Annotated in this window: 20 protein-coding genes and 1 pseudogene; 13 read left to right on the top strand and 8 right to left on the bottom strand. The window is 59.7% G+C overall.

Annotation, left to right across the window (positions count from 1 at the left end):
• The first annotated feature begins 111 nt into the window (after positions 1-111).
• Positions 112-585 (top strand): annotated as a pseudogene (locus AC1Z1G_RS04780) (PAS domain-containing protein).
• Between the two features lie 54 nt (positions 586-639).
• On the top strand, positions 640-1,245 hold the full coding sequence (locus AC1Z1G_RS04775) for a hypothetical protein (RefSeq protein ID WP_347904160.1): 606 nt from the start codon (positions 640-642) through the stop codon (positions 1,243-1,245).
• 3 nt (positions 1,246-1,248) lie between these two features.
• Here AC1Z1G_RS04775 and AC1Z1G_RS04770 read toward each other — a convergent pair whose 3' ends face one another.
• On the bottom strand, positions 1,249-2,208 hold the full coding sequence (locus AC1Z1G_RS04770; protein ID WP_483625287.1) for a MerR family transcriptional regulator: 960 nt from the start codon (positions 2,206-2,208) through the stop codon (positions 1,249-1,251).
• A 211-nt stretch (positions 2,209-2,419) separates the two neighbouring features.
• On the opposite strand from AC1Z1G_RS04770, the gene AC1Z1G_RS04765 reads away from it, so the two are divergent.
• From AC1Z1G_RS04765 to AC1Z1G_RS04740, 6 genes are all read left to right on the top strand, one after another.
• Positions 2,420-2,989 carry an antibiotic biosynthesis monooxygenase gene (locus AC1Z1G_RS04765; RefSeq protein WP_483625285.1) on the top strand — a complete coding sequence of 190 codons (570 nt, stop codon included), beginning with the start codon at positions 2,420-2,422 and terminating at the stop codon, positions 2,987-2,989.
• 80 nt (positions 2,990-3,069) lie between these two features.
• Positions 3,070-3,780 carry a dihydromonapterin reductase gene (gene folM, locus AC1Z1G_RS04760; RefSeq protein ID WP_483625283.1) on the top strand — a complete coding sequence of 237 codons (711 nt, stop codon included), beginning with the start codon at positions 3,070-3,072 and terminating at the stop codon, positions 3,778-3,780.
• A gap of 21 nt (positions 3,781-3,801) precedes the next feature.
• Positions 3,802-4,377, top strand: coding sequence for a GTP cyclohydrolase I FolE (gene folE / locus AC1Z1G_RS04755; RefSeq protein WP_483625281.1), 576 nt, complete (start codon positions 3,802-3,804; stop codon positions 4,375-4,377).
• A 2-nt stretch (positions 4,378-4,379) separates the two neighbouring features.
• Positions 4,380-4,751, top strand: a complete 372-nt coding sequence (folX, locus tag AC1Z1G_RS04750) for a dihydroneopterin triphosphate 2'-epimerase (protein WP_105340102.1) — start codon at positions 4,380-4,382, stop codon at positions 4,749-4,751.
• Positions 4,752-4,848: 97 nt separating this feature from the next.
• The gene (locus AC1Z1G_RS04745) at positions 4,849-5,145 is read left to right on the top strand and encodes a DUF1244 domain-containing protein (RefSeq protein ID WP_483625279.1); all 297 of its coding nucleotides are present in this window, start codon (positions 4,849-4,851) and stop codon (positions 5,143-5,145) included.
• Positions 5,138-5,476 (top strand): HopJ type III effector protein, encoded by a 339-nt coding sequence (locus AC1Z1G_RS04740; protein ID WP_483625277.1) that lies wholly within the window; start codon positions 5,138-5,140, stop codon positions 5,474-5,476. The genes AC1Z1G_RS04745 and AC1Z1G_RS04740 overlap by 8 nt, the downstream gene beginning before the upstream one ends.
• Before the next feature lie 192 nt (positions 5,477-5,668).
• Here AC1Z1G_RS04740 and trxB read toward each other — a convergent pair whose 3' ends face one another.
• Positions 5,669-6,625 (bottom strand): thioredoxin-disulfide reductase, encoded by a 957-nt coding sequence (gene trxB / locus AC1Z1G_RS04735; RefSeq protein WP_347904150.1) that lies wholly within the window; start codon positions 6,623-6,625, stop codon positions 5,669-5,671.
• 315 nt (positions 6,626-6,940) lie between these two features.
• On the opposite strand from trxB, the gene cysZ reads away from it, so the two are divergent.
• Together cysZ and AC1Z1G_RS04725 are read left to right on the top strand one after the other, a co-directional pair.
• A complete protein-coding gene (gene cysZ, locus AC1Z1G_RS04730) occupies positions 6,941-7,696 on the top strand; it encodes a sulfate transporter CysZ (RefSeq protein ID WP_483625275.1) in 756 nt (251 codons plus the stop codon).
• A 40-nt stretch (positions 7,697-7,736) separates the two neighbouring features.
• Entirely contained in the window at positions 7,737-8,936 is a 1,200-nt protein-coding gene (locus AC1Z1G_RS04725; RefSeq protein ID WP_483625273.1) for a glycosyltransferase family 4 protein, read from the top strand.
• A gap of 120 nt (positions 8,937-9,056) precedes the next feature.
• On the opposite strand, the gene AC1Z1G_RS04720 is transcribed toward AC1Z1G_RS04725, so the two are convergent.
• From AC1Z1G_RS04720 to AC1Z1G_RS04710, 3 genes are all read right to left on the bottom strand, one after another.
• Positions 9,057-10,160, bottom strand: a complete 1,104-nt coding sequence (locus AC1Z1G_RS04720) for an NADH:flavin oxidoreductase (protein ID WP_483625272.1) — start codon at positions 10,158-10,160, stop codon at positions 9,057-9,059.
• Between the two features lie 160 nt (positions 10,161-10,320).
• Entirely contained in the window at positions 10,321-10,803 is a 483-nt protein-coding gene (locus AC1Z1G_RS04715; protein WP_483625270.1) for a glutathione peroxidase, read from the bottom strand.
• Between the two features lie 124 nt (positions 10,804-10,927).
• Positions 10,928-11,413, bottom strand: a complete 486-nt coding sequence (locus AC1Z1G_RS04710; protein WP_095169371.1) for an FKBP-type peptidyl-prolyl cis-trans isomerase — start codon at positions 11,411-11,413, stop codon at positions 10,928-10,930.
• Here AC1Z1G_RS04710 and AC1Z1G_RS04705 point away from each other — a divergent pair.
• The 3 genes from AC1Z1G_RS04705 to AC1Z1G_RS04695 are packed head-to-tail and all read left to right on the top strand — an operon-like array spanning position 11,382 to position 14,786.
• The gene (locus tag AC1Z1G_RS04705) at positions 11,382-11,720 is read left to right on the top strand and encodes a DUF3565 domain-containing protein (RefSeq protein WP_483625268.1); all 339 of its coding nucleotides are present in this window, start codon (positions 11,382-11,384) and stop codon (positions 11,718-11,720) included. The genes AC1Z1G_RS04710 and AC1Z1G_RS04705 overlap by 32 nt on opposite strands.
• Positions 11,721-11,780: 60 nt before the next feature.
• The gene (gene pta / locus AC1Z1G_RS04700) at positions 11,781-13,880 is read left to right on the top strand and encodes a phosphate acetyltransferase (RefSeq protein WP_483625266.1); all 2,100 of its coding nucleotides are present in this window, start codon (positions 11,781-11,783) and stop codon (positions 13,878-13,880) included.
• Positions 13,881-14,786, top strand: coding sequence for an acyltransferase (locus AC1Z1G_RS04695; RefSeq protein WP_483625264.1), 906 nt, complete (start codon positions 13,881-13,883; stop codon positions 14,784-14,786).
• A 192-nt stretch (positions 14,787-14,978) separates the two neighbouring features.
• Here the strand turns inward: AC1Z1G_RS04695 and cysN are convergent, their stop codons facing one another.
• From cysN to AC1Z1G_RS04680, 3 genes are all read right to left on the bottom strand, one after another.
• Positions 14,979-16,877 carry a sulfate adenylyltransferase subunit CysN gene (gene cysN / locus AC1Z1G_RS04690; protein WP_483625262.1) on the bottom strand — a complete coding sequence of 633 codons (1,899 nt, stop codon included), beginning with the start codon at positions 16,875-16,877 and terminating at the stop codon, positions 14,979-14,981.
• Positions 16,878-16,886: 9 nt separating this feature from the next.
• Entirely contained in the window at positions 16,887-17,804 is a 918-nt protein-coding gene (cysD, locus tag AC1Z1G_RS04685) for a sulfate adenylyltransferase subunit CysD (protein WP_347904139.1), read from the bottom strand.
• Between the two features lie 250 nt (positions 17,805-18,054).
• A complete protein-coding gene (locus AC1Z1G_RS04680; RefSeq protein WP_483625260.1) occupies positions 18,055-18,813 on the bottom strand; it encodes a Nif3-like dinuclear metal center hexameric protein in 759 nt (252 codons plus the stop codon).
• Positions 18,814-18,885: the final 72 nt, after the last annotated feature.

Below are 18,885 nucleotides of genomic sequence, written 5' to 3'. Positions count from 1 at the left end.
GCTGAGGCTGAAAAACTGCGATTGCCTCTCAATTACCGCTAGTGGCCAGTGGACAGCCTGCAACCATGTCTTAAAATGCAGCGCACCTGACAGCATTGAAAGGATTCTCTGATGATCAATGCCCAACTGATGCAAATGGTGATCAACGCGTCAAACGACGCAATTGTCATCGCTGAAAAAGAAGGCGAAGACAACATTCTGATTTACGTGAACCCGGCGTTTGAAAAACTGACCGGCTACACCATTGAAGAAATCCTGTATCAGGACTGTCGCTTTTTGCAGTCTTAAGATCGTGACCAAGCGGCCTTGAAACCCATTCGTGACGCATTGAACAGCGGCAAGTCCTGCCGCGAGACCCTGCGTAACTATCGCAAGGATGGCACGCACTTCTGGAGTGAACTGTCACTCTCGACGGTGTACAACAAGAGCGACAAGCAGACCTACTTCGTCGGCGTGCAAAAAGACGTCACCGTTCAGGTCAAGGCCCGACAGCGTGTCGAGCAACTTGAGGCCCAGGTCGCCGAACTGCGGGCTGAACTCCAGGCGCTCAAAGCGACAAACGGTTTAAACAACCCAACGAATTAAGTGTCATTAACTACAATCACCATTAACTTTGTAATTATATCTTTCGAGCAGATCATGCACCGCGATGCCCTTCTGACCCAGGATGAGCTGGATTTCATCCAGACGATGCAGCACAACCCGCAACTCAATGTGCGGGATGCCACGTCGAGCCTGCTGGTCAACGGTGGTTCGCAAATCCGCGACTTGCTCACACGCCTGGCTGCCCATGAGCAAGTCACCATCCAGGCCCACTTCGAAAATCAGCAAATCACCTTTCCACTGCACTTGGTGGAAGATGAATTTCATGCCCTGCATTTGCGCCTCGGCGTGCCGAGCATCTACGAAGACGGCCCGATGATCCGCCCCTGGCGGCTGACGCTTGAAGAACCCGTCGCACTGGAAAACGCCAAAGGCCAGCCCGGGACGTTCTGGGTTCACGAAGTGTCGTTCAAAGGGGTGCTGCTGGAAGTGCGCAACCGCACCAAACCGCCAAAACACTTTGCCCAGTGGTTCAGCCCGTCAGGGTATGAGCGAATTGCGTTGCGCGGCACGCTCGAACGAGAAACCCAGCCAGGTTTCTACGCCTATCGGTTGAACCAGAGCGACAAGGACGAAACCGAGCGCCTGCGCCAGTTCATCCTGCAACAACACCGCCTGACGCACCCCGCCCTGCACGCCTGAGTCTCAAGTATCGAGCGTTGCGACCAGAAACTGCCGCAGACGTTGTTGCATCAGCACGCCATCGTTGCCCAGGCAGCCAATCGACGAACCCGCCAGGCTTTCCTGTGCCATGTCCGCCGTATCGCCTGCCAGCATCAGCGGGCAATTCAGGCTCATGGCCAGGCGACTCAAGCGGCGCGGCAACTCGGACGACGGCGCCTGGTTGGAATACAGCACCAACGCTTGTGGCCTGATCTTCTCGCAGACCAGCGTCATCTCATCAAGGGGCAAGCCGATGGTCAGCATCCTCACCCCCACCTCCGTACTGCCCATGAACAGCGCAGCCAGCAGCACCTCAAGCTCGCGGCACTGATCGGCCAGGGGGGCGACAATCACAAGCTGCGACTGGGCAGCGCGCATGAGAAGCAGGCGCTGCGCGACCCTGGAGCGCAAAAAACCGTCGTAAAACAGCCACTCACTGGTCAGGCCGAACACATGCTGCTGTTGCAGCAACTGCCACCATAAGGGCATGAGGATGTCCTGGAACACGACCGCGAGCGAGTAACTGGAAAAGACCTGACCGTAGATTCGCTCCAACTGAACATCGTTGTAATTGCTGACCGCTACTTTCAGTTGGGCCTGCCACTGAGCGTAGTCAGCCTGGACGAATTCATCGGGAATGATCCGCGCCAGCACCTCAGTCGTCTCGGACCGGGCCAGAATTTTTCCGACCTTGCTCACCGCGACACCGCGCTCGATCCAGCCGAGGATGCTGCGAACACGCTCAACATCGGTCATGGAATACAGTCGATGCCCACTTTCGGTGCGTACTGGCTGAATCAACCCGTAGCGACGCTCCCAGGCACGCAAAGTGACCGGGTTTATGCCCGTGAGCCGAGCCACTTCGCGGATCGGAAACAACTGTTCCTGCTCCAGAGTACGGGCAGGCTTCAAATCGGTGGAAAGCTGCGTCATGACTGGCATCTTGGGCTTCTACGTCCATGTCCGATTTGTCGGCATTCTACTACTCAAGAACCGTTTTCATCCAAGTAGATCTCAGGCGACGAACGTCTCTGGCGCATTGTGCAGAATCAGGAATAATCCTTGCTTGTTTTTGAACGCAGCCCCCCACCCCGGGCTGCGTTTTTGCATGCCTCCTATCCGGACCGGCGTGCCTGTCTTACGGAGATACACAATGTCTACCTCCCCGGTCACCCTCATGGTGGCGCGCCGCGTTGCCGATGGGCGCTATCAGGATTTGATCGCCTGGCTGCGCGAAGGCGAACAACTGGCCACTGACTTTCCCGGCTACCTGGGTTCAGGCGTGCTCGCACCACCGCCCGGTGATGACGAATTCCAGATTATCTTTCGCTTTGCCGACGAACCGACCCTCCATGCCTGGGAGCATTCGGCTTCGCGCACAGCCTGGCTGGGGCGCGGCAGCGATTTGTTCGCCCACCCTTCCGAACATCGGGTCAGCGGCATCGACGGCTGGTTTGGTGCTGCCGGGCAACGTCCGCCACGCTGGAAACAAGCGGTGGCGATCTGGCTGGCGTTCTTCCCGGTTTCCTTGCTGTTCAACCTGGTGCTGGGCCCGCTGCTCAGCGACATGGGGGTGCTGAGCCGAGTGTTCATCAGCACCCTGTGCCTGACGCCACTGATGGTCTACTTCTTCATTCCGCTGTCGACCCGTTTGCTGGCCGGCTGGTTGAACAGTGCACCGGCGCGGCCATTACCCGCCGAGCCCTCCACACAAAATCACTGACCTCCTGTAGACGCACTTGGTAGAGGTGCACAACTCGGGTCGCTGGTATAGTTTTGCCATACCCGCGACCCGAGTCCTTCATGACCGTTTCCTCTGCTCCGATACTCATCACGGGCGCCGCCCAGCGCGTCGGCCTGCACTGCGCGCAGCGGTTACTGGAAGACGGCCATCGCGTGATCTTCAGTTACCGCAGCGAACGCCCCGGCGTCCAGCAACTCAGAGACCTGGGCGCCATTGCACTGTTTGCCGACTTTGCGACTGAAGCCGGCATTCTCTCGTTCATCGATGAACTGAAAAGCCACACCGACAGCCTGCGGGCGATTGTCCACAACGCGTCCGCGTGGCTGGCGGAGGAGCCCGACACAGAAGCGGCAGCCTTTGCCCAGATGTTCAGTGTGCACATGCTCGCGCCCTACCTGATCAACCTGCACTGCGCCGAATTGCTTGAACGCTCGAGCCCCGCCGACATCGTGCACATCAGTGACGACGTCACGCGCAAGGGCAGCAGCAAACACATCGCCTACTGCGCCAGCAAAGCCGGGCTCGACAGCCTGACCCTGTCCTTCGCCGCGAAATACGCGCCGAAGATCAAGGTCAACGGCATCGCCCCTGCCCTGCTACTGTTCAACCCTGACGACGACGCGCAGTACCGCGCCAAGGCCCTGGCCAAATCCGCATTGGGCATCGAGCCCGGCAGCGACGTGATCTACCAGAGCCTGCGTTATCTACTCGACAACCCTTATGTCACCGGCACGACCCTGACCGTCAACGGCGGACGGCACGTCAAGTAAGCCGTCCTGCGAGGATGTTCCATGACGTTATCCCTGTCCCAGAACAACTTATCCCAGAGCTATCGCGAAATCCTCATCGGCCTCGGAGAGAATCCCGACCGCGAAGGCCTGCTCGATACCCCGGTGCGCGCCGCCAAGGCCATGCAATACCTGTGTCATGGCTACGAACAATGCGTCGACGACATCGTCAACGGTGCGCTGTTCGCGTCTGACACCGACGAGATGGTCATCGTTGCCGACATCGAGCTCTACTCATTGTGCGAACATCACCTGCTGCCCTTCATCGGCAAGGCGCATGTGGCTTATATTCCTACCGGCAAGGTACTGGGGCTGTCGAAGATCGCGCGAATCGTCGACATGTTCGCCCGACGCCTGCAGATCCAGGAAAACCTCACCCGGGAAATCGCCGACGCCGTACAACGGGTCACCGATGCCGCTGGCGTCGCGGTGGTCATCGAAGCCCGGCATATGTGCATGATGATGCGCGGCGTCGAGAAACAGAATTCGACCATGAACACCTCGGTGATGCTCGGCGCCTTTCGCGAGTCGAGCAACACCCGCCAGGAGTTCCTGCAATTGATTGGACGGAGCAAGTAGCAATGCCACAACTTCAGCCAGGAATGGCACGCATCCGGGTCAAGGACCTGTGCCTGCGGACCTTCATCGGAATCAACGAGGACGAGATCCTCAACAAGCAGGATGTGCTGATCAACCTGACCATCCTGTACGCCGCGCAGGACGCCGTGCGCGACAATGACATCGACCACGCGTTGAACTACCGCACCATCACCAAGGCGATCATCGCCCACGTGGAGGGCAATCGTTTCGCGCTGCTCGAGCGCCTGACCCAGGAATTGCTGGACTTGGTTATGGCCAATGAATCGGTGCTGTACGCCGAAGTCGAAGTCGACAAACCCCACGCCCTGCGTTTCGCCGAGTCGGTGTCGATTACCCTCGCGGCGAGCCGCTAAGCTTCAAGCAGTAAGCCTCAAGCGGTAAGCTACAGGCCACCGCAATCCAACTTGCAGCTTGAAGCTTGCCGCTTGACGCTGCCTCACAGAGCCCCCCATGACCGAACAACAACGCCTGGAACTTGAAGCCGCCGCTTTCCGTCGACTGGTCGCGCACCTGGACAGCCGCAAGGATGTGCAGAACATCGACCTGATGAACCTCGCCGGTTTCTGCCGCAACTGCCTGTCCAAGTGGTACAAGGCCGAGGCCGACGAGCGCCAGATCGATGTCAGCCTCGATGACGCCCGCGAAGTGGTGTACGGCATGCCGTACGCGCAGTGGAAAGCCCAATACCAGCAAGAAGCCAGCGCCGAACAGCAAGCAGCGTTCGCCAAAGGAAAAACCCATGACTGACCTGAACACCCTGCGCGCCAGCCTCAAGAGCGGTGAACATGCCTTCGCCGAAACCCTGGCCTTCATCGCCGCGGGCTACGATTACCAGCCACTGGCCTTTAACAACGGTGGCGTGGAAAACGCCGCCGGACAGAACGAAGGCTCGTGCAAAACCCTGGGCCTGGCCTTGCTGGAAGGCTTGAGCGATGAAGAAGTACTGCTGGCCTTCGGCGAGCATTACCGCTCGGTGGTTGCTACGCCGGATGGCAGCGACCACGGCAACATCCGGGCATTGATTGCGCATGGTTTGGCCGGGGTTAAATTCACAGCTCAGCCACTGACCCGCCGCTGATCCTTGTTTGAAGTGCAACACCCTGTGGGAGCGGGCTTGCTCGCGAAGGCTGTTTTACATTCAACAGCAATGTCGACTGATGTACCGCTTTCGCGAGCAAGCCCGCTCCCACATCTGAGCTTCATCACCCGTGAAATCGCGGGCACAAAAAAACCGGCCAAGGCCGGTTTTCTCATTTCAATGCTCGCAGATTCAAGCGTTCTGCAAGCCGTCCAGGTAACGCTCGGTGTCCAGTGCCGCCATGCAACCTGCGCCGGCCGAGGTGATCGCCTGACGGTACACGTGGTCAGCCACGTCACCGGCCGCGAAGATACCTTCCAGGCTGGTCGCCGTCGCATTGCCGTCACGACCGCCCTGTACCACCAGATAACCGTCTTTCAAGGTCAACTGGCCTTCGAACAGCGAGGTGTTCGGGGTGTGGCCGATGGCGATGAACACGCCGTCGACTTTCAGCTCGTCAAAGCTGCCGTCGTTGTTCTTCAGACGTGCGCCGGTCACGCCCATGTTGTCGCCCAGCACTTCATCCAGCGTCGAGTTCAGCTTCAGGACGATTTTGCCTTCGGCAACCCGTGCGTGCAGCTTGTCGATCAGGATTTTCTCGGCGCGGAAGGTTTCGCGACGGTGAATCAGGGTCACTTTGCTGGCGATGTTGGCCAGGTACAGCGCCTCTTCGACAGCGGTATTACCGCCACCGACCACAGCCACTTCGCGGTTGCGGTAGAAGAAACCGTCGCAGGTCGCGCAGGCCGAAACGCCTTTGCCCATGAAGGTTTCTTCCGACGGCAGGCCCAGGTAACGGGCACTGGCGCCAGTGGCGATGATCAGCGCGTCGCAGGTGTAGGTGGCGCTGTCGCCGGTCAGGGTGTAAGGCTTGGCGGCGAAATCGACTGCGTTGATGTGGTCGAAAACGATTTCGGTTTCAAAGCGCTCGGCGTGCTCTTTCATCCGCTCCATCAACGCAGGGCCGGTCAGGCCGTGGACGTCGCCCGGCCAGTTGTCGACTTCAGTGGTGGTGGTCAGTTGACCGCCAGCCTGCATGCCGGTGATCAGCAGCGGCTTGAGGTTGGCGCGGGCGGCATAGACGGCAGCGCTGTAACCGGCAGGGCCGGAACCGAGAATAATCACTCGCGAATGACGTACATCAGACATGACTCACTCCTATCGACCGGCCCGTTCAAACTGGCGCGGAACGCCGGATGACCGGCTGGAATAAAAAAAGGACTGCACAAGCACTTGGGGAAGTGCCGTCGTTGGACAGCCCTGAAAAATAATGGGTGCAGCGTATCGAGGGGGCGAAGATTAAGGAAATACGGTTTAACAATCCAGCTCATAGGCAGTCTCTATCCTCGCAAGTCCAATTTAAGGACGCCTTTGTTACAGTTAATGTCGACGTCATTACCGGGCTTTCGCCCATCCGGCAAAGCCGATAAGGTCGGCGAGTTTTCTCACCGCAAGGAACCCGTTATGCCCGCACCCGCTCTCTCTGGCCCGCAATACCTGCTCCAGGGCCTCAAACTGGTCTTGAGTCCCGGCCTGCGTTTGTTTGTGCTGTTGCCACTGGCAATCAACCTGGTGCTGTTCGTCGGATTGATCTACCTGGCAGGCCATCAGTTCAGCCTGTGGGTCGACACACTGATGCCTTCACTGCCGAGCTGGCTGAGTTTTCTCAACTATTTGTTGTGGCCGCTGTTCGTGGTGCTGGTGGCGTTGATGGTGTTTTTCAGCTTCACCCTGCTCGCCAACATCATCGCCGCGCCGTTCAACGGGTTTCTGGCAGAGAAGGTCGAAGTGGTGGTGCGCGGCACCGACGATTTCCCGTCCTTCAGTTGGGGCGAACTGGTCGCCATGGTCCCGCGCACCCTGGCGCGCGAGATGCGCAAGCTCGGTTATTTCCTGCCCCGGGCCCTGGCGCTGTTTGTGCTGTCGTTCATTCCGGTGGTCAACCTGATCGCCGCGCCGCTGTGGTTGATTTTTGGTGTGTGGATGATGGCCATCCAGTACATCGACTACCCGGCCGACAACCACAAACTGGGCTGGAACGAGATGCTCGCCTGGCTGCGCGAGAAGCGCTGGCAGAGCATGAGCTTTGGCGGGATCGTTTATCTGGCGCTGCTGATTCCGGTGGTCAACATCCTGATGATGCCGGCGGCGGTGGCGGGTGCAACGTTGTTCTGGGTGCGTGAGCGTGGTGCCGAGAAATTGGGGGGCAATCAAGGCTGACCTCGTCACAAATCCATCATCCCACCGTCACAATGACGACATGGCCTCAGCCGACACTGAGGCCATGACGACAGCTCTGCATATCACCCTGATCACCGAAACCTTCCCTCCGGAAATCAACGGCGTGGCCAATACCCTTGGCCGGTTGTGCGAGGGCTTGCGCGCGCGTGGGCATCAGGTGGAACTGGTGCGCCCACGTCAGGGCGACGACCAGAGCCGCCGCAGTGACGACCAGTTGCTACTCTGCCGTGGCTGGCCGCTGCCGGGGTATCCGGGGCTGCAATGGGGGCAGTCGTCAATGCACAAACTGCTGCGGCGCTGGAAACGCCAACGCCCGGACGTGCTCTACATCGCCACCGAAGGTCCCTTGGGGTTGTCGGCGCTGCGCGCGGCACGTCGACTGGGCATCTCGGTGGTCAGCGGTTTTCATACCAATTTCCAGCAGTACTCCAGCCAGTACGGGCTCGGTTTGCTGACCCGGATGCTCACGCATTATCTGCGTTGGTTTCACAATCGTTCGGCACTGACGCTGGTGCCAAGCGTCAGCCAGCGCCTGGAACTCGAGCGTCGGCATTTCGAGCGTTTGGCGTTGTTGTCCCGAGGCGTGGACAGCCAGTTGTTTCATCCCGCCAAACGGCTGAACGCCTTGCGTGAGCAATGGGGACTGAGCGAGCGCGACATTGCCGTGATCCACGTAGGACGGCTGGCCCCGGAGAAAAACCTCGGCTTGCTCAAGCGCTGCTTCGACAAACTGCGCAGCACTTATCCACAGCGCAATCTGAAACTGATCGTCGTCGGCGATGGTCCTCAACGTACGGCACTGGAAAACGAGTTGCCCGAAGCGATTTTCTGCGGCCCGCAGCGCGGTGAAGCACTGGCGGCGCACTACGCGTCGGGGGACGTGTTTCTGTTTCCGAGCCTGACCGAAACCTTCGGCAACGTGGTGCTCGAAGCGCTGGCCTCAGGGCTTGGTGTGGTGGCTTACGATCAGGCAGCGGCGGCGCAACATATTCGCCACGGCTACAACGGGGTGCTGGCGATGCCCGGCGATGAACAGGCGTTTTGCGACGCGGCGGGGTGGTTGCTGGAGGAGGATGAAACGTTGCGTTCCGTGCGGCTGAATGCGCGGCAGCATGCAAGTCGTCAGGGCTGGCCGGCGGTCATTGAGCAGTTTGAGTGTCATTTGCGTGGAGCATGTGTGGGGGAGTTGGTGGTGCCGAATGCACCGACCTTGCCCTGAGTCTTGGGTGCTCTTGAGTCCGTCTTCGCGAGCAGGCTCGCTCCCACAGGTGACCGAGCACTATCAAACAACGCGATCGAATGTGGGAGCGAGCCTGCCGGCGAAAAAGCCAGTCGCAGCTTAAACCAGCGTCATCAACGCCTCACGGCTGAACGGCAGGATATCTTCCTCGCGGCCTTCGCGGACTTTGTGCGCCCAGTCCGGGTCCACCAGCAGTGCACGGCCGACCGCCACCAGGTCGAACTCTTCGTTGTTCAGTCGCTCCAGCAACTTTTCCAGGCTCGCTGGCTGCGCGACCTTGTCGGTGTTGACCATGAACTGCAAGAACTCGCCGTCCAGGCCCACGCTACCCACAGTGATGGTCGGTTTGCCGGTGAGTTTGCGGGTCCAGCCTGCCAGGTTCAGTTCGCTGCCCTCGAACTCAGGCTCCCAGAAACGCCGCGTCGAGCAATGGAAAATATCCACACCCGCCTCCACCAACGGCTTGAGAAACTCCGCCAGCGCCTCCGGTGTTTGCACCAGGCGCGCGGTGTAGTCCTGCTGCTTCCATTGCGAGAACCGGAAGATGATCGGGAAATCCGCCCCCACTGCCGCTCGCACAGCCTGAATCAACTCGACACTGAAACGTGAGCGGTTGGCCAGGCTGCCGCCATACTCGTCCGTGCGCTGATTGCTGCCTTCCCAAAAAAACTGGTCGAGCAAATAACCGTGGGCACCGTGGATTTCCACACCATCCATGCCGATGGCTTGGGCATCTTTGGCAGCTTGGGCAAAAGCACCGATCACGTCCTGGATGTCCTGGTGGGTCATGCCATGGACCACGACCTTGCCGTCCTTGAGTTTTTCCATCGGCCCGTAGCCCGGCACACTGGCGTCCGGCTCGGTGCCAATGCGTCGCACACTGCCGACGTGCCACAGCTGCGGAACGATCTTGCCGCCCTCGGCATGCACCGCATCGACGACTTTTTTCCAGCCGGCCAGCGCGGCCTCACCGTAGAAATGCGGAACGTTCGGGTAGCCATTGGACGCCTTGTGGCCAACGGTGGTGCCCTCGGTGACGATCAACCCGACGCCGCCGGCGGCACGGCGACGGTAGTACTCGATCACCTTCGAATTCGGCACGCCACCGGGGGAAAAAGAACGGGTCATCGGCGCCATCACCACACGGCTCGGCAGCTCGAGGGACCCGAGATGAAACGGTTTGAACAAGGCTTTGACAGGCATACGGAACTCCACGGCGCGCAAGATTTATGACGACGATAATATGGAGTGCGCAAGACCGTGCACAGCACTATTGATAGCAGTGATCAAGCGCTAAAAGTGTCTGGGGGCAGGAAAAAAATCGCCGCCCTTGCCAGTTGCAAGGGCGGCGATGATTCAAACGTCAGGCCAGGGCTTTTTCGATTGCCTGAACCACCGTCGGATCATCTGGGGCGGTGCGTGGCGAGAAACGCGCCAGGACGCGACCGTCCTTGCCGAGCAGGAACTTCTCGAAGTTCCAGGTGATGTCCCCCGGGAACTCCGCGCCCTCACCCGCCAGCAGACGGTACAGCTGATGGCGATCATGACCGTTGACTTCCAGCTTGCTGGACAACGGAAAGGTCACGCCATAGTTGAGGCTGCAGAACGCTTTGATTTCTTCTTCAGTGCCTGGCTCTTGCCCGGCAAACTGGTTGCACGGCAAGCCCAGTACACTGAAGCCTTTACCTTTGAATTGCTGGTAAAGGTTTTCCAGCGCCGCATATTGCGGGGTCAGACCACACTTGGAGGCGACGTTGACCACCAGCACGACGTGCCCTTTGAAAGGCGCGAGAGGCAGGTCCTGGCCATCCAAAGTCTTCAGATTAAGGTCGTGAAAAGCACTCATGACGAACTCCAAATTTCCCGTGTTCTTCTCGAAACAGCCACTTGGCGATGTCGCCAAGGACAGCCGCGGACTAAAAAGGCGCCCTCAGGCGCCTCTCCAGTTCTCGAAAGCTTAGCGCAGAAAATCAGTGGTGATGACCACCTTCGCCATGGACGTGACCATGAGCGACTTCTTCTTCGCTGGCGTCACGGATGTCGATGATCTTGACCTGGAAATTCAGGCGCTGGCCGGCCAACGGGTGGTTGCCATCAACGGTGACGTCGTCGCCGTCCAGATCACGGATGGTCACGATCTGCATTTGGCCGTCCGGCGCGGAAGCGTGGAACTGCATGCCCACTTCCAGTTCATCGACACCTTCGAACATGCTGCGGCTCAGGGTGCTGACCAGTTCGGCAGCGTATTCGCCGTAGGCATCTTCAGGTTCAACGGCGACAGTCAGTTCATCACCAACGGCTTTGCCTTCCAGAGCCTTCTCCAGGCCCGGAATGATGTTACCTGCGCCTTGCAGGTAGACCAGCGGCGCGCCGCCGGCGGAGCTGTCGATGACCTCACCAGCGTCGTTGGTCAGGGTATAGTCGATGGAGACAGCCTTGTTGGCGGCGATCAGCATGGGGCGAGACCTTTTGCATAAGAATGAAGAATGGGCAAGTTTAGCGAAGCAATCGCCCGAAAGCGAACGGAACCCGGACAAACGGCCCGCTTCGTCAGGCTCCACGATCACCGGTTTCCATCAGGACGAGGAAGGACACTGGGTGGCCGAGCTGTCCTGTGGCCATACCCAGCACCTGCGCCACCAGCCGCCATGGCAATTGCGGGCCTGGGTGCTGGACCCTGCCAGGCGTATTGAAAAAATAGGCCAGCCCTTTGACTGTGGTTGGTGCGCTCAAGGCTCGGTTAGCGATAACCTTGGGGCCTGATATCCGGTTGAAGGCCAGCCATAGGCCAAAACCGTTGCCATGCACCTCTAGAGAATCCGCATGCAAACTTTCTTTATCGCACCCACCGATTTTGGTGTGGGTCTGACCTCCATCAGCCTCGGGCTGGTACGCACGCTGGAGCGGGCCGGGCTGAAAGTCGGCTTCTTCAAACCGATTGCCCAGCCGCACCCCGGCGACACTGGGCCCGAGCGTTCCACCGAACTGGTGGCCCGCACCCACGGCCTCAAGCCGCCTCAACCACTGGGCCTGGCCCACGTCGAGCGGATGCTTGGCGACGGTCAGCTGGACGAGTTGCTGGAAGAAATCATCACCCTCTATCAGCAAGCCGCCATCGGCAAAGACGTGCTGGTGGTCGAAGGCATGGTCCCGACCCGCAGCGCGAGCTACGCCGCACGGGTCAACCTGCACTTGGCCAAGAGCCTGGATGCCGAAGTGATTCTGGTGTCGGCACCGGAAAACGAAGTGCTCACCGAGCTGTCCGGTCGGGTCGAGTTGCAGGCGCAATTGTTCGGTGGCCCGAAGGATCCGAAAGTCCTCGGCGTGATCCTCAACAAGGTCAAAACCGACGAAAGCATGGAGGCCTTCGCCGCGCGCCTGAAAGAGCACTCGCCGTTGCTGCGCAGTGGCGATTTCCGGCTGCTGGGCTGCATTCCGTTCCAGCCTGAACTGAACGCCCCGCGCACCCGCGACGTCGCCGACCTGATGGGCGCGCAGGTGCTCAATGCCGGTGACTACGAAACCCGGCGCATGACCAAAATCATCATTTGCGCCCGCACCATGCGCAACACCGTGGAGTTGCTCAAACCCGGCGTGCTGGTGGTGACCCCTGGTGATCGCGACGACATCATCCTCGCCGTCAGCCTGGCCGCCATCAATGGCGTACCATTGGCCGGGTTGCTTTTGACCAGCGACACCCTGCCCGACCCGCGCATCATGGACCTGTGCCGTGGCGCCTTTCAGGCCGGCCTGCCGGTGTTGTCGGTGAGCACCGGCTCCTACGACACCGCCAACCAGTTGAACGGTTTGAACAAGGAGATCCCGATCGATGACCGTGAGCGCGCGGAGATCATCACCGACTTCGTCGCCAGCCACCTCGACGCCCGCTGGCTGCACCAGCGTTGCGGTACGCCACGAGAGATGCGCCTGACGCCTGCGGTCTTCCGCTATCAATTGATTCAACGTGCCCAACAGGCCAACAAGCGCATCGTCCTGCCCGAAGGCAGCGAACCGTTGACCGTGCAGGCCGCCGCCATCTGCCAGGCGCGCGGCATCGCCCGTTGCGTGTTGCTGGCCAAGCCTGAAGAAGTGCAAGCGGTGGCACGCGCCCAGGGCATCGAGTTGCCCGAAGGCCTGGAGATTCTTGACCCGGACCTGATCCGCGAGCGCTACGTCGAGCCCATGGTGGCGCTGCGCAAAAGCAAAAGCCTCAATGCGCCGATGGCCGAGCAGCAACTGGAAGACACCGTGGTGATCGGCACGATGATGCTGGCCCTGGACGAAGTCGACGGGTTGGTGTCCGGCGTCATCAACACCACCGCCACGACCATCCGCCCGGCCCTGCAACTGATCAAGACCGCCCCTGGCTGCACGCTGGTGTCGTCGGTGTTCTTCATGCTGTTCCCGGATCAGGTTCTGATCTACGGTGACTGTGTGATGAACCCTCACCCAAGCGCCACCGAGCTGGCGGAAATCGCCCTGCAAAGCGCGGACTCGGCGCAAGCCTTCGGCATCACCCCGCGTGTGGCGATGATCAGCTACTCCAGCGGTGAATCGGACAGTGGCGAAGAAGTCGAAAAAGTTCGCGAAGCCACGTTACTGGCCCACGAAGCGCAGAACTCGCTGCTGATCGACGGCCCGTTGCAATACGACGCCGCCGCCAACGAAAGCGTCGCCCGGCAACTGGCGCCCAACAGCCTGGTCGCCGGCAAGGCCACCGTGTTTGTGTTCCCGGACCTGAACACCGGCAACACCACCCACAAAGCCGTGCAACGCAGTGCCGACTGCGTGAGCCTTGGGCCGATGCTGCAAGGCCTGCGCAAACCGGTGAATGATCTGCCACGCGGCGCTCAAGTCGACGACATCGTCTACACCATCGCCCTGACCGCGATTCAAGCCGCCAACCGACCTATGGATGTCTAAATGCTGGATTTTCTACCTGCCCCCCTGCGAGGCGTGATCGCCTCGCTGTTGTTGGCGCTGAACACTATTTTGCTGTGCTCGTTTCTGTTCTGCGTGGCGATCTTCAAGGCGCTGCCATTCGCCCTCACCCAGCGCTTCACCCATTGGCTGATGAACCATACCCACGAGGCCTGGATCAGCAACAACAACGCCTGGATGAAACTGGTGTGCCGCACCCGCTGGCACCTCACAGGCCTTGAGGGCCTGGACTATCAGCACTCCTACCTGGTCACCAGCAACCACCAGAGCTGGGTCGACATCATGGTGTTGCAATACGTGCTCAATCGTCGGATTCGCCCGCTGAAATTTTTCCTCAAGCAGGAACTGATCTGGGTGCCGGTGATCGGCCTGGCCTGGTGGGCACTGGGCTTCCCGTTCATGAAACGCTATTCCAAGGCGTATCTGGAAAAACACCCGGAGAAGAAAGGCAAAGACCTGGAAACCACCCGCAAGACCTGCGAGAAGTTTCGCAGCAACCCGGTCGGCATTTTCAACTTCGCCGAGGGCACGCGTTTTACCGAGGCCAAGCACGCGCAACAGCAATCACCGTTCCGTTACTTGCTCAAGCCCAAGGCCGGTGGCATTGCGTTCGTGCTCGATGCCATGGGCGAGCAACTGGAGGCCCTCGTCAACGTGACCATTCACTATCCGGGCGGTCGTCCGGGTTATTGGGACCTGCTGTGCGGCAACGTACGGGAGGTGGTGGTGCATTTCGAAGCGCTGGGCATCCCGCCGCAATTCATCGGCAAGAACTACGACCAGGACGGCGAGTACCGCCTCCAGTTCCAGGGCTGGATCAACCAGTTGTGGGAAGACAAGGATGCGCTGCTTGCGCAGATGCACCGTGAATTCCCGAATCGACGCTGATCCCCTGTGGGAGCGGGCTTGCTCGCGAAGGCGGACTGACATTCAACATTGATGTCGACTGAAACACCGCTTTCGCGAGCAAGCCCGCTCCCACACTTGAATATCATTGCACATGAAAAAGCCCGCAGGTGATTGCTCATCTGCGGGCTTTTTCTTGCAGCTTGAAGCTAGAAGCTTGTCGCTGCTTTTGCCTTAGATCGCGCCACGTTTACGCAGCAGGTCCAGCACTTGCTTGACGCTTTCATCCAGCGACAGCGTCTGGGTGTCGACCACCAGGTCTGCGTCCAGCGGCACGTCATACGGGAAGGAATCACCCGGGATATTGTCGCCACCCGCAGCGTACAACCCTTGCGGATCACGCGCAGCGCAGACCATCGGCGACGCCTGCACATAAACGGTCAACAAACGCTCGCCGCCGATCAACGCCTTGGCCTGCTCGCGGCCTTCGGCGTCCGGCGCAACGAACGCTGCCAGGGTCAGCAAACCGGCTTCGTTGAACTGACGTGCAACGTGAGCTGCACGGCGCCAGTTCTCGGTACGCCCGGCGCGATCCTGTGGCAGACCTTTGTTCAGGTCATGACGCAGGTTCTGGCCATCGAGCACAAACACCGCACGGCCCATGTCGAACAGTTTGCGTTCGACCGCATAGGCCAATGTGCTTTTGCCTGCGCCCGACAAACCGCTGAACAGCACGGTAGCCGGTTGCTGGCCGAAGCGCTGGGCACGCTCCTCGGTCGCTACATGGGCCAACTTGCCGTGGTGCGTGGCGCTGCCATGAGCCAATGGCTGGGCGACGATCATGCCGGCGCCGACGGTGCCGTTGGTCAAGCGGTCGATGATGATAAAGGCGCCCGTGGTGCGGTTGCTTTCATAACCGTCGAGGGCAATCGGCGCGTCGAGACTGATCTTGACCTTGCCGATCTCGTTCAGTTGCAAAGCACTGGCCGGGCCTTCTTCCAGAGTGTTCACGTCGACCTTGTTGACGATGCTGGCGATGGAGCCCGGCACATAACTGGTGGCGCGTTTGATGTCGTACTTCTTGCCCGGCAGCATCGGCTCTTCAGCCATCCACACCAGCATCGCTTCAAAGCTGTCGGTGACCGGTGGCACGCTGTCGGCGTGTACCAGCAGGTCACCGCGGGAGATGTCGATTTCGTCTTCCATGGTCAGCGTGACGGCCTGACCCGGACCTGCGTGCTCCAGTTCACCTTCGAAGGTGACGATGGATTTCACGCGGCTGCTCTTGCCCGACGGCAGTACCACGACCTCATCGCCCTTCTTGACGATACCGCTGGCCAAGGTGCCTGCGAAACCGCGGAAGTTCAGGTTCGGCCGGTTCACGTACTGCACCGGGAAGCGCAAGTCGGTGAAGTTACGGTCGCCCGCCACTTCCACGGTCTCGAGAATTTCCATCAGCGACTGGCCGGTGTACCACGGCGAGCGCTCGGACTTGTTCACCACGTTGTCGCCCTTGAGCGCCGACATCGGCACGAAGTGCATGCTGGTGGCCTTCATCTTCAGGCCTTCAGCGAACTTCAGGTAATCGGCCTTGATCGACTCGAACACGCCCTGATCGAAGTCCTTGAGGTCCATCTTGTTGATGGCGACGACGATGTGCTTGATGCCCAGCAACGAGGCAATGAAGCTGTGGCGACGGGTCTGGGTCTGCACGCCGTAACGGGCATCGACCAGAATGATCGCCAGGTCACAGGTGGACGCACCAGTGGCCATGTTGCGGGTGTACTGCTCATGGCCCGGTGTGTCGGCGATGATGAATTTGCGCTTGGCGGTGGAAAAATAGCGGTACGCGACATCGATGGTGATGCCTTGTTCGCGTTCGGCCTGCAAGCCGTCGACCAGCAACGCCAGGTCAATGTCGTCACCGGTGGTGCCGACTTTTTTCGAGTCGCGGGTAATGGCTTCCAGATGGTCTTCGTAGATCATCTTGGAGTCGTGCAGCAGGCGCCCGATCAGGGTGCTCTTGCCGTCGTCGACGTTACCGCAGGTCAAAAAGCGCAGCAGCTCTTTACGTTCGTGCTGGCCCAGGTAGGCGAGGATGTCCTCGCTGATCAAATCAGATTGGTGCGACATGACAACCCCTTAGAAATAACCCTGACGTTTTTTGTCTTCCATGGAGCCTGCGCCATCGTGATCGATGACCCGGCCCTGGCGCTCGGAAGTTCGCGTCAGGAGCATTTCCTGAATGATGTCCGTGAGGCTTTCGGCCTCGGACTCCACCGCGCCCGTCAACGGGTAGCAACCAAGGGTACGGAAACGCACTTTCTTTTTGACGATGCGGGCTTTGTCTTCATCGCTCAGGTGCTCGAGGATGCGCTCGTCGTCGATCATGATCAGCGTGCCGTTCTTCTCGATGACGTCGCGCTCGGCGGCGAAGTACAACGGAACGATCGGAATGCCTTCCAGGTAGATGTACTGCCAGATGTCCAGTTCGGTCCAGTTCGACAGCGGGAATACGCGGATCGACTCGCCCTTGTTGACCTTGCCGTTATAGACGTTCCACAGCTCAGGACGCTGGTTTTTCGGGTCCCAGCGGTGCTTGCTGTCGCGGAACGAGTACACGCGCTCTTTGGCGCGGGATTTCTCTTCATCGCGGCGCGCACCACCGAAGGCCGCATCGAAACCGTACTTGTCCAATGCCTGTTTCAGGCCTTCGGTCTTCATGATGTCGGTGTGCTTGGCACTGCCGTGGGTGAAGGGGTTGATCCCTTGCGCCACGCCGTCCGGGTTGACGTGGGTAATCAGGTCAAGGCCCAGCTCGGCGACCATCTTGTCGCGGAAGCTGTACATCTCCTGGAATTTCCACTGAGTGTCGACGTGCATCACCGGAAACGGCAGCTTGCCGGGGAAGAATGCCTTGCGTGCCAGGTGCAGCATCACGGCGGAGTCTTTACCGATGGAGTACAGCATCACCGGGTTGTCGAACTCGGCGGCCACCTCGCGGATGATGTGGATGCTTTCCGCCTCCAGCTGTTTCAGATGCGTCAGTTTGTCGACCATGGCTACTCACGAAAGCTTTCTTATGAACGGCCAGCGGGCCGTGTTCGAGCGAGGAATCCTAGCACAGCGACCTCTTCTAATCAGGACGCCAACTAGATCGAAAGGGCATATGAATATACCGCCGCGTTTGGGCGCCGCGGGCCCCTGTGGGAGCGGGCTTGCTCGCGAATGCTGACTCACATTCAACTGTAATGTTGACTGACCCGCCGCTTTCGCGAGCAAGCCCGCTCCCACAGTTGATTTTCGGTTATCAAATTGGGTTGGGGCAGTCGATGAAGATGTGCTCCAGGGCAAACCGTCGCGCCAGGTATTCGCCCAATGCCTGTACGCCGTAGCGTTCGGTGGCGTGGTGGCCGGCGGCAATGAAACTGATGTCGTTTTCCCGAGCACTGTGGAAGGTTTGTTCGCTGGCTTCGCCGCTCAGGTACAGGTCGACTCCGGCCAACACCGCCTGATCGATGTAGCCCTGACCGCCGCCCGTGCACCAGCCGACACGGCGGATCATCTCGCTACCCTCGATCAACAAAGGCTCGCGGCCCATGACGTCCTGCACATGGCGGGCGAAGTCGCGGGGTGTCATCGGCTCGGCGAGTGAACCGACCAGCCCCACCACTTTGGGGTTGTCCGGGTCCAGCGGGCCTTCGACGGTGATGTCCAGTTGGCGGGCCAATTGCACGTTGTTGCCCACGTCCGGGTGCAGATCCAACGGCAAGTGGTAGGCCAACAGGCTGATGTCGTGCTTGAGCAGGGTTTTGAGCCTACGCTGCTTCATACCGGTGACGCAGGGGCTCTCGCCTTTCCAGAAGTAGCCGTGGTGCACCAGCACCAGATCGGCCTTGGCCTCGACAGCAGCATCGAGCAGTGCCTGGCTGGCGGTCACGCCGCTGACGATACGCAGCACCTGCGGCCGGCCTTCGACCTGCAAGCCGTTGGGGCAATAGTCGGCAATCCGCGAACTGCCCAGGTAACGATCCGCTTCTTCAACCAGCGTACTCAAGGCAACGGCCATGAAAGACTCCTAAATATCCCGTTCAGAGGCGCGCGCGGCCTCGTATAATGCGCCACATTATGGGCCGTCTTC

This window comes from Pseudomonas sp. JL27(2026) (assembly GCF_056933555.1).
The sequence above is the reverse complement of the archived record's forward strand: the minus strand, read 5'-3'. Positions and strand labels throughout refer to the sequence as shown.

Bases quoted from the DNA above. Each gene is read 5' to 3' on its own strand.
- AC1Z1G_RS04725 (WP_483625273.1), top strand. From the start codon at position 7,737: ATGGCCTCAGCCGACACTGAGGCCATGACGACAGCTCTGCATATCACC.
- cysN (WP_483625262.1), bottom strand. From the start codon at position 16,877: ATGTCGCACCAATCTGATTTGATCAGCGAGGACATCCTCGCCTACCTG.
- AC1Z1G_RS04695 (WP_483625264.1), top strand. From the start codon at position 13,881: ATGCTGGATTTTCTACCTGCCCCCCTGCGAGGCGTGATCGCCTCGCTG.
- AC1Z1G_RS04680 (WP_483625260.1), bottom strand. From the start codon at position 18,813: ATGGCCGTTGCCTTGAGTACGCTGGTTGAAGAAGCGGATCGTTACCTG.
- AC1Z1G_RS04740 (WP_483625277.1), top strand. From the start codon at position 5,138: ATGACTGACCTGAACACCCTGCGCGCCAGCCTCAAGAGCGGTGAACAT.
- cysD (WP_347904139.1), bottom strand. From the start codon at position 17,804: ATGGTCGACAAACTGACGCATCTGAAACAGCTGGAGGCGGAAAGCATC.
- cysZ (WP_483625275.1), top strand. From the start codon at position 6,941: ATGCCCGCACCCGCTCTCTCTGGCCCGCAATACCTGCTCCAGGGCCTC.
- folX (WP_105340102.1), top strand. From the start codon at position 4,380: ATGCCACAACTTCAGCCAGGAATGGCACGCATCCGGGTCAAGGACCTG.
- folE (WP_483625281.1), top strand. From the start codon at position 3,802: ATGACGTTATCCCTGTCCCAGAACAACTTATCCCAGAGCTATCGCGAA.
- trxB (WP_347904150.1), bottom strand. From the start codon at position 6,625: ATGTCTGATGTACGTCATTCGCGAGTGATTATTCTCGGTTCCGGCCCT.
- folM (WP_483625283.1), top strand. From the start codon at position 3,070: ATGACCGTTTCCTCTGCTCCGATACTCATCACGGGCGCCGCCCAGCGC.
- pta (WP_483625266.1), top strand. From the start codon at position 11,781: ATGCAAACTTTCTTTATCGCACCCACCGATTTTGGTGTGGGTCTGACC.
- AC1Z1G_RS04720 (WP_483625272.1), bottom strand. From the start codon at position 10,160: ATGCCTGTCAAAGCCTTGTTCAAACCGTTTCATCTCGGGTCCCTCGAG.
- AC1Z1G_RS04770 (WP_483625287.1), bottom strand. From the start codon at position 2,208: ATGCCAGTCATGACGCAGCTTTCCACCGATTTGAAGCCTGCCCGTACT.
- AC1Z1G_RS04775 (WP_347904160.1), top strand. From the start codon at position 640: ATGCACCGCGATGCCCTTCTGACCCAGGATGAGCTGGATTTCATCCAG.
- AC1Z1G_RS04710 (WP_095169371.1), bottom strand. From the start codon at position 11,413: ATGCTGATCGCCGCCAACAAGGCTGTCTCCATCGACTATACCCTGACC.
- AC1Z1G_RS04705 (WP_483625268.1), top strand. From the start codon at position 11,382: ATGGAGACAGCCTTGTTGGCGGCGATCAGCATGGGGCGAGACCTTTTG.
- AC1Z1G_RS04715 (WP_483625270.1), bottom strand. From the start codon at position 10,803: ATGAGTGCTTTTCACGACCTTAATCTGAAGACTTTGGATGGCCAGGAC.
- AC1Z1G_RS04765 (WP_483625285.1), top strand. From the start codon at position 2,420: ATGTCTACCTCCCCGGTCACCCTCATGGTGGCGCGCCGCGTTGCCGAT.
- AC1Z1G_RS04745 (WP_483625279.1), top strand. From the start codon at position 4,849: ATGACCGAACAACAACGCCTGGAACTTGAAGCCGCCGCTTTCCGTCGA.